The organism is Nocardia pseudovaccinii NBRC 100343, assembly GCF_001613225.1.
Taxonomy (GTDB): domain Bacteria; phylum Actinomycetota; class Actinomycetes; order Mycobacteriales; family Mycobacteriaceae; genus Nocardia; species Nocardia pseudovaccinii.
Genome location: NZ_BDBY01000191.1, coordinates 21,156 through 27,286 on the forward strand (window position 1 = coordinate 21,156; position 6,131 = coordinate 27,286).

Consider the following 6,131-nt stretch of genomic DNA (forward strand, 5'->3'; position numbering starts at 1 on the left):
ATCGCGCGCTTCCAATCGACACTCGAGCTCGCCGATACGCCCACCGGCACCTCCGCAGGTCCGAAGGTTCCCAATCCATGGCGATTGCTCGGCGTGATGCTGCGTCGTTGCGGTGGCCGCCGGAATAGCGTGGGAACACCCGCGTCTCGGGGACGGCCGATATGCGACACTGACGCTGTGCAGCCCAAGCGTAGGATTCACTTCGTGGGCAGCTTGCCCGCACAGTTGGACAGTCCAGAGAAGGCAATGGCGTTCGCTGTCGACACAGCGGGTGAATTCCTGGACGGCATGGTTCCGGGCGGTGAAGCGGATCCATATCGCGCCCAGTGGTATGTCAGGCCCATCATCGACCGGCTCGGGAAGTTCCCGGCGCTTGCGCCTGTGCGCCAAGGTGATTGGTCGACGCTGCGTTCCCGCGACACCTTTCGGCTTCGGGCAGGCCGATCGCTGGGCGAAGCCGATATCGACGCCGCGCTCGGCTATGCGGAGGAGGCCGGGCGTGCCATGGACGCGTTGGTCGATATGCGCCGAACTGATCCCGGACTTCGTTTGCAGGTAGGCATACCGACGCCCTTTGTCATCGGTTTCATCGCCTTCGAGGCGCGGATGCTCATGTTGCGTCGAGGCTCGGCTGGCCGTGATGATCGAGACTTCCCCTATTACCGCCCGATTGTCGACGCCACTGTCAGGGAGATCATCCGTATCCATGCGGCGTTGCGGGACAACGTCGTATTCCAACTCGAACTGCCAGCGGAGACGCTCCTCTGCGCGGGGACACCTGCGGGCCTGCGGCAGGGCCCGGCCGCCGTGGCGGGTCGAGCGATCGCACGCCTCGTCGCACGGGCGCCCCATGATTCCCGTTTCGGTGTGCACTTGTGCTACGGGAGCCTCGACGACAAGCCGGTCGTGGCGCCGAGATCGACGGCCCCGGTCGTCGCGCTGGCCAATGCGATAGCGCGATACTGGCCTGCGGGGAGGCGTCTCGATTTCGTCCACCTGCCCATCGGCGACGGCAGACAGGCGCCGGTTCGGCCGCGGTACTACGCGCCCCTGGCACGCCTCGAATTGCCTGCCAATACGCGTGTTATCGCCGGGCTTGCGCATCCGACGCAGCCGCTCGCGCAAGCGCGACAGGGGTTGGTGGCGGCGGAGTCGGCCTACGGCGGCCTGTTGGACGTCGCGGCCCCATGCGGTCTGGGCCGCTATACGACCGTCGAACGGGCGCGGTCGGCGGTAGAACACGCAGTCGCCTTGGCTGGAACAGATCTGTGAAACGGCCGGAACGAGCCGTGAATTGTGCTGCAACCGAGGGTTTGTCCCCATTCTAATGGCCCCGGTACTGACTGGCAGTACACGGAGGGCAGGCAAATGATCGACCCGCAGGTGACAATCGCCGAAATCGAGGTGAACGGGCGGAAAGCACGGTCCTCACCGTGACGTTCGGGGGAGAAGACCGCAAACGCGGCGCAAGCGGGAGCCGTACTCCAACCCCGATCATCAGCTCTGGAATTTCGTCGTCAACTGGGCTGCCGACAGTGGCACCAACACCGGTGGCGACGAACTCTTCGACGGTGCCGCGCACACGTCCAAGCCCCACCAGCGACAGCGGTTGGGAGTAAGTGCTGGGTAGATGCAGTGGAGTGTTGGATTATGTTGTGTCGGAGCATGGTTCGTCGATGGCTCGGATCGGGGGGCGGTTCGGTCGGGCGGAGCAGCGCCTCGTTCGGGCAACGCATACTTCCACCACATCCGGGCGACAGATCTCTGGAGGAGCACCCGTCTGAGGGGTACCGATCGGCTACGGTTACACGCTACGGTTACACCCGTGGTCGAAGGAACTGAAGGCCCGGCGTCGGAGAACAACCGAACGCCTCAACCGTTCAACCCCGGTCTGGTGAACTCGGCCCGGGTGTATGACTACCTGTTGGGCGGAAAGGACAATCGCGAGATCGACCAGGACATGGCCGATCAAATGCTCTCTCGCGCACCCGAAATCAAGACCTTGGCCTGGTTCACCCGGAGTTTCATGCTCAAAGCGGTCGAGATGGCCGCGGAAGCCGGTATCCGTCAGTTCCTCGATCTCGGCTCGGGTATCCCGAGCTCGCCCAACGTGCATGAGGTGGCTCGGGAGATCGAGCCGTCGGCGCGGGTGGTGTATGTCGACTACGACCCGGTCGTGCACGCCCATTGCGACGCGCTGCTGGCCAAACCACGCGGTGTCACAGCACTTCTGGGCGACGTTCGTCGTCCCCACGACATCCTCGATCAGCTGAAGAACCACGCCTTGATCGATTTCAACGAGCCAGTGGCTATCACGCTCATCAGTGTGCTGCATTACGTGATGGACGACGAACACCCCGCCGAGATCATCGCCGCCTTCCGCGATCAGTTGGCCCCAGGCAGTTACCTGACGATCAGTCATGGCTCCATTGATTCCGCCCCAGAGATACTCCAGGTGCTCGCCGGAACCAACGACACCTCAGCCCAAGTCGCCTTTCGGTCCACAGCACAGACGGAGGCATTCTTCGCTGGCTTCGAGTTGCTCGAACCTGGTGTGGTGCCGGTACAACAGTGGCTCCGCGCCGACTTGCCAGACACTCGAATGGTCATGCTCGGTGCCATCGGCCGCAAACCCTGAGGATCCGACATGAACACGAGTAATCTCGAACTCGCCAATTTATTGTTGGCCGCCTGCACATTTGAGCGTGCAGCAGGTGCTGTCCCAGTCGATCAGAGGATGAAATTATGAAGACCCTCAAAAATATCGCTGGTGTCGTGTCGGCGATCATAACGGTCGCCGTGGTCACGACCGGCGCCTCAGTTGCCAATGCCCCTGTCGCCTCCGCCGATCCCGGCGAGTTCCTCATCACCCGGGAGGTCCCCACCCTGGACGATCTCGACGCCCAGGTCGCGTTCCTGATTGAAACACCCGCCTCCGACGAGGCCAAGGCGGCCAATATGGAAGGCGGCATGAGGGCGGTCGTGGTTGCGCGCACCCTCTACAACATCGGCTGGTACCGAGCTCCGCGCGGGTCGAATGAGATCACCGGTCCCGAAACCCACGACGGCAACGTGCACACCGCTATGCTGCGCAGCAAGTCAGCGGGACAACCGGATCTGGTTGCGCGCGTGGTCTGGAAGCGTATCGATGGTGTCTGGAAGCTGTCCAACAGCTCCGTGTGCGAGGGCGTCAAGGCCGTTGGGCTGGCGATGGCCTGCGACTTCTGACCGGCTCCGAGCGCCGTGATCGACATCCGTGACCTCACCCTGGGCTACCCAGGCGTCACCGTCCTCGAAGTCCCCGAACTGACCGTGGCAGACGGGGCACTCACCTACCTGATCGGTCTCAACGGGACCGGCAAGACCACGCTGCTGCGGTGTATCTGTGGCGTCATCGCGCCTGCCATCGGCACCGTCCGGGTCGACGGCACCCTCATCCGTGCCCATAACACCACACCGGCAACTCTCGGAATGCACCTGAACTACCGAGCTTTCGACCCCCGCCACTCCGCACGTCGGCACCTACGCTGGATCGCCCGCGCTCGTGGACTACCAACCGGCCGGGTCGGCGACGTCCTCGAGATCGTCGACCTTGTCCGGGTCGCCGATCGTCGGCTGGGGCACTATTCGCTCGGCATGCTCCAACGTGTCGGCATCGCCGCCGCATTGCTCTCCGAGCCGCGAACCCTGCTGCTCGACGAACCGCTCAACGGCCTCGACATCGCGGGCATCCGCTGGATACGCGAACTGCTGCGTCAGCTCGCCGATGCCGGGACCTGTGTCCTGGTTGCCACGCACCTGCTCGATGAGGTCGAACGCAACGCCGACCACATCGTCATCCTCGGGGACCGGCGCATTCTGGCCGACCAGCCGTTCGCCCACCTCATGAACACCCTGGGTCCTGGCGAGACCAGCCTCGAAGACGCCTACCTGCGAATCGCTGGCCTGCCAACCCATCTCACGTCCGGCGTGGCCCGATGAACAGTCCCGGTCCAACTACCCTCATCCGCCGCGGCGTCGCCGCCGAATGGACCCGCACCGCCGGACGCAGCTTCCTGTGGACCGTCGCTGTCCCTCTCACGTTCGTGCTGCCGCTGGTCGTCACCTTCGCAATCGCCGCCGTCGCAGAACGACTCGCCGACCTTCCCGGACAGAGTTACGTAGCCACGGTCTCCACCACCAACTCCGTGTACTGGGTGATCACCTTGTCCGTGTCGGTCATGATGGTCGCCACCGCCTACGCCCACGCCACCCAATGGCGCGGTCAGACAAGCGATCTCAATGCCTTCCTGTTTCCCCGGTCCTGGACGGTCGCGTTGGCCCGCTGGATCTACTACGGCGCCATCACGGCGGTATCGATAACTGTTCTGCTCGTCGTCGTCATGGTCACGCTTCCACACCAGTTCCCAAAAATCTATGGGGCGGTGGACATCACCGACTCCGCCGGTATCCGGTTCCTCTGGACCGTCCCGAGCTACGCGTTCGCCGCATGCGGAGTGGGTGTCGCGGTCGGGTCACTGATCCGCACTCCGTCCGCCGCCGTCGCAGTCCTCCTGTTCTGGGTCTATGTAGCCGAGAACTCCATCAATCTGCTACCCCATGGATACACCCTGCAGGCCTACGCGCCGTTCCTCAACGCCGTCGCCGCGACCGGCCAGGAAGTCGCCTTCCTCCCTCGCTTCGGCCGCACCGGATCTCTGCTCTACTTCATCCTCGTCGCCGTCGCCCTCTTCGTCACCACAGCCGTCCTACCGATCCTCATTCGCCGGATGTCCGGACATCGCAGAACGACGCTCACCAAATCAGGCACAACCTGAGCCAAGTCCTACGAGCCCGGTGGCTACGGCGCCGATTGTTCGACCGAGGGCGCGCAGCGCGGTGATGAACGAGCCACTGATGGCACCGAAGTCCGGAAATCCGCTGCGGGGTCACAGCTTTCGGCCGCGCCGTTACACAGAGACTGGATGAACCTCGAGCGGAAGCCTGCTCATCCCAGGGATCGGACCGAGAACTCGCGGGAGCTTCTTGGTTGTGACCGGCTGGAACTCCCACTTCGACAGCAGACTGTGGAGAGTGGTTTGCAGTGCCACCCAGGCGTAATTATTACCGATGCACATCTGATTGCCCATGCTGAACGGGACGAAGCTCCTGCATTTCGCCCCAGAGTTCGAAGGCGACCACCGATCGGGGTCGAAAGTGTTCGGCTCGGCGAAAATGTGCGGGTTGCGGTGAATAGCTGCAATGCTGTAGCCGATATTGGTCCCAGCGGGAAGTGTGAAACCGTCGAGTTCGACGGTGGTGACGCTGCGTCTGGTCTGCAGTAGTGGCGAATGGGTCCGCGTGACCTCGTTCAGGAACCGGTTCAGGTAGTCGAGTTGGTCGAGGCTTCGGGGGGTGAGTTCTCCTGCGGCGGAGATCTCGTGCTTCAGTTTCGAAGCCACCTCCGGACGCTGTGATAATTCGTGCAGGGCCCAGGTCAGCGTGGCGGTCGAGGCGTCGATACCGCCGAAGAGAATGGTCACGGCCTGCTCTGCCAGGAACTGGTCACTACGATGTTCGGCATCTGAAGAATTCAGCAGGATATCGATCAGGTCGTTCCGGCGGTCACCGCTGACCCGGCGGGCGACGAGCAGCTCCTGGCAGTAGTCCCGCAGTTGCGTTCCAGCCGACAGGAATTTGCGGTTCACCGGCAATGGCAGGCTCGCCAGCTTCTTGGGCAAGACACTGCCTACTATGGCTCCTGCGCCTATGTCCGCGATCAGACCCGAGATAAGTTGTATTTCCTCGGTATCGGGTTCGTGCGAGAACATGGACTCGAGCAGGTTGGCGATCACCAACGCCAGCAATGCGGAACGGACCTCGACAATCTGGCCTGGCCGCCATGAACTCGCCAACGCATCCGCGTTACGCTTTATGATCTGCGCGTAGCTTTCCAACTCTGTTCGATGGAACGCTGGTTGCAGCAGACGACGAAGATCCCTGTGTTGCTGACCATCCGCGACGATCAGCGATTCCCCGAATATGAGACGGATGCGTTCGAAGAGGAGCCCTCGCTCGTAGGCATCGGAGTTCTCTACCAACACCTTGTGGAGTAGTTCGAAATCGGTAATGACATAGACAACGAGATTGCC

At 62.7% G+C, this 6,131-nt stretch carries 6 protein-coding genes; 5 read left to right on the top strand and 1 reads right to left on the bottom strand.

Translation table 11 applies throughout. From position 1 onward, the window contains the following. The first annotated feature begins 204 nt into the window (after positions 1-204). The 5 genes from NP3_RS24265 (at position 205) to NP3_RS24285 (ending at position 4,817) form a co-directional block, all read left to right on the top strand. Positions 205-1,272, top strand: coding sequence for a hypothetical protein (locus NP3_RS24265; RefSeq protein WP_157124518.1), 1,068 nt, complete (start codon positions 205-207; stop codon positions 1,270-1,272). A gap of 553 nt (positions 1,273-1,825) precedes the next feature. Then, complete coding sequence (locus NP3_RS24270; RefSeq protein WP_063043910.1) at positions 1,826-2,638, top strand: SAM-dependent methyltransferase; 813 nt, start codon at positions 1,826-1,828, stop codon at positions 2,636-2,638. A 107-nt stretch (positions 2,639-2,745) separates the two neighbouring features. Continuing rightward, entirely contained in the window at positions 2,746-3,228 is a 483-nt protein-coding gene (locus NP3_RS24275) for an MTB12 C-terminal domain-containing protein (protein ID WP_063043911.1), read from the top strand. Between the two features lie 15 nt (positions 3,229-3,243). Further along, entirely contained in the window at positions 3,244-3,981 is a 738-nt protein-coding gene (locus NP3_RS24280; RefSeq protein WP_063043912.1) for an ABC transporter ATP-binding protein, read from the top strand. Next, positions 3,978-4,817 (top strand): hypothetical protein, encoded by an 840-nt coding sequence (locus tag NP3_RS24285; protein WP_063043913.1) that lies wholly within the window; start codon positions 3,978-3,980, stop codon positions 4,815-4,817. Before NP3_RS24280 ends, NP3_RS24285 begins: the two co-directional genes overlap by 4 nt. A 132-nt stretch (positions 4,818-4,949) precedes the next feature. Here the strand turns inward: NP3_RS24285 and NP3_RS24290 are convergent. Then, positions 4,950-6,131, bottom strand: a 1,182-nt coding sequence (locus NP3_RS24290) for a cytochrome P450 (RefSeq protein ID WP_063043914.1), incomplete at its 5' end; no start/stop codon positions are given.